This is a genomic window from Elusimicrobiota bacterium (assembly GCA_041658405.1).
In the GTDB taxonomy this organism is placed as follows: Bacteria; Elusimicrobiota; UBA5214; order JBBAAG01; family JBBAAG01; genus JBBAAG01.
Map to the genome: position 1 here is coordinate 1 of JBBAAG010000150.1, position 2,859 is coordinate 2,859.

At 42.4% G+C, this 2,859-nt stretch carries 1 protein-coding gene; it reads left to right on the forward strand.

The window, feature by feature from the left end; genetic code table 11:
* Window positions 1-2,554: RHS repeat-associated core domain-containing protein (locus tag WC955_13360; GenBank protein ID MFA5860043.1), on the forward strand; the 2,554-nt coding region annotated here is incomplete at its 5' end.
* Window positions 2,555-2,859 lie beyond the last annotated feature (305 nt).

Sequence of the window (2,859 nt, forward strand, 5' to 3'; positions counted from 1 at the left end):
GTCCGTGAAGGACGCGGAAAATAATACTACGAGTTATGACTATGACGAAGTTAACCGGCTTATCCTTGAAACCGCGCCAATAGGGCATACGCATTATGAGTATGACAAAGCCGGTAACCGTACGCTGATAACCGACCCTATGGATAAACACACGGTGTACGGGTATAACTGCCTCAACCGCCTGGTGTCAGTCAAAGACGCGAACCTAAAATATACGTACTACGATTATGACAGAGTGGGCAACCGCAAAAAAGTTACGGATGCTAAGGGTAACGTTACCACCTACGACTACGATGGGCTCAATAGGTTGGTTTACGAACATTATCCCCTGGGGAAGAATGTGCAGTATGTATATGACGGGCTAAGCGCTCTGCTTGACTACAAAGTTGATGGGAACAACCAAAGTATATACTACGACTACGACAACGCGAGCCGGTTGACGCAGGTACGCTATCCCAACAGTACAAGTTTTACGTACTCGTACGACGCAGTGGGGAACTCAACCCAAGCAGTGACACAGGATATTGAAACCGTGTACGGGTATGACGAGCTTAACCGCCTGACAAACGTTTCCACAAAGTTTTTGTCTACCAACCAAACGTATAACCTGTCGCATACCTACGACGCAGTGGGTAACCGTAAGACAGTAACCTATCCCGATAATAAAGTTACGGAGTTTTGGTATGACGAACTTAACCGGCTGGACTATCTAACGGACGAGGATGCGGGAACATTAAGTTTTGATTACTACAAAACTGGTACACGCAAGAAAATAACGTTCCCTAACGGTATAGAAACGTCGTATACCTACAACGCTAACAATTGGGTAGAAAATATAGACAGTAACCTGTCCGGGATGCCGTACTTCCATTACGGGTACAACCTTGCCGGGATGAAAACGTCAATACAAACTATTGACGGTACTGCGGGATATGGGTATGATGATATTTATCAGTTAAAAGAAGTTACGTATCCGGGCAGCCCGGTTGTTACACAAACGTACAATTACGATGATGCGGGTAACCGCACAACATACACCGACTGGGGCGGGAACGCAGCGTACCAGTACAACGCAGGGAATGAACTGACTGGTGCACAAGTACAGTGTACCGCGTTAAATGGTGGGACGGGAGATACAGATAACTATGACTTATCTGACACCACAGGGAGTATTATGGTAGGGGTATCGGCGTATAAGAGTACGTATACAGCGTTGAGTTATGGCTACGACGGTAATGGGAATATGACAGAAAAAATAGAGAACGATAAAACCACTTCGTATGAATATGATTATGAGAATAGGCTTAACAAGCTAATATTCCCCAACGGAAGTTACCAAAAATATATCTACAACCACGCAGGGAAAAGAATGTCAGTGGAAAAATACAAAGTCAACGAAAGTAGTCCGACAGAGACACAATACTGTATCTACGACGCTCTGCAATGCAACAACATTTATGAAATCAACGGGGATACTGTAACACGCTATGTGTATGTTTGGCCCGGGAACGAAATGGTGTGTTCCGTCCAATCTCTTGGCGGAAACATAATCACAACTAACTACTATCACTGTGACGGGCTGGGGAGCGTAGCAGCGGTGACTGATGGAAGTGGGAATATTACAGGGACCTATAAATACGACCCGTTTGGAAATATCTTAGATAGCAGTGGCACGGCAGCTATTTACGGGTTTATTGGTTCTCTTGGTGTTCGTAGCGATGATACCGGCCTGTCACTCATGGGTGCGAGGTATTATGACTCGTTTATCGGACGGTTCATTTCTCGAGACCCCGTCACTGATATGAGTGACTCTGTGTCTTTCAATAAATACGTATACTGCCGTAACAACCCGCTCAATCTCATCGACCCGAAGGGGCTTGACCCATTGGATTATGATTCAGGGTGGGAAGGATTACAACAACAAATAGATGAAAGTCAATATTCATTGGAGAGCGATATAAACGGCGCTCTGCAAGAGGATGAGGTTCAGCGTGGGTACAAGGTAGAAGTTAAATTTGATTATGCCGGTACTACACAGATGATGAACGACCAGTATGATACAAACCGTCCTGTTGATGAAATTTACTATGATGAAGCAGAACAGGCAAAAGTTGAAGAAGCAGATAGAAAAAGAAGAGAAGCAGACCTTGCAAATAAATGTAAAACATTTTCGTCTGACCCGGGAAATGCTTGCTACAAAAATCCTATTCCACCTGTTTCACTAAATATAGGTTCTTCTCAGAACCAGGCACAACAAACAAGTTTTAGCGGAGAGACTTTCTTAAATAATTTATCATATTATTCACGAGGTGCAGCATTTATTAGTTTATTATCAGGGATAGAAGTAGGAACAATTATTTTTGGAGGAATAGCAATGGGGTCTGATGTAACTCAAACAATGTTGTATTCGGATAAACCTGTAATAAAATCTATGCTTGATACATTGGGAGCAATTACAAGTAATAGAGTTAATCCTTATGCACAACCTTTCTATGACATTATCTACGATTATATATCACAGAATTACATAAAATTAATTGAAAATAATAAATAGAAGGTAGACAGAAAATGAGTTTATTTTTTAAGCTATTACTAGTTACTTTTATCATTGGTTTGAGTATGTGGTTTTCTCGGAATATCGATGGGATACCTCTGGGTATGTTGTTTTTGATAATAGGATTGGCGTTGGGAAACAAATGGTATCATAAGTGATGAATAACACAAGCTACGACTACGACGGTAATGTGTCCTCAATGACCACACCCGCAGGGACGACGCTCTACACATACGATAGTACGTTCAACAAAATTGAGTCATTCACCAACGAACGCGAATACACGCATACGTACCACTACGATA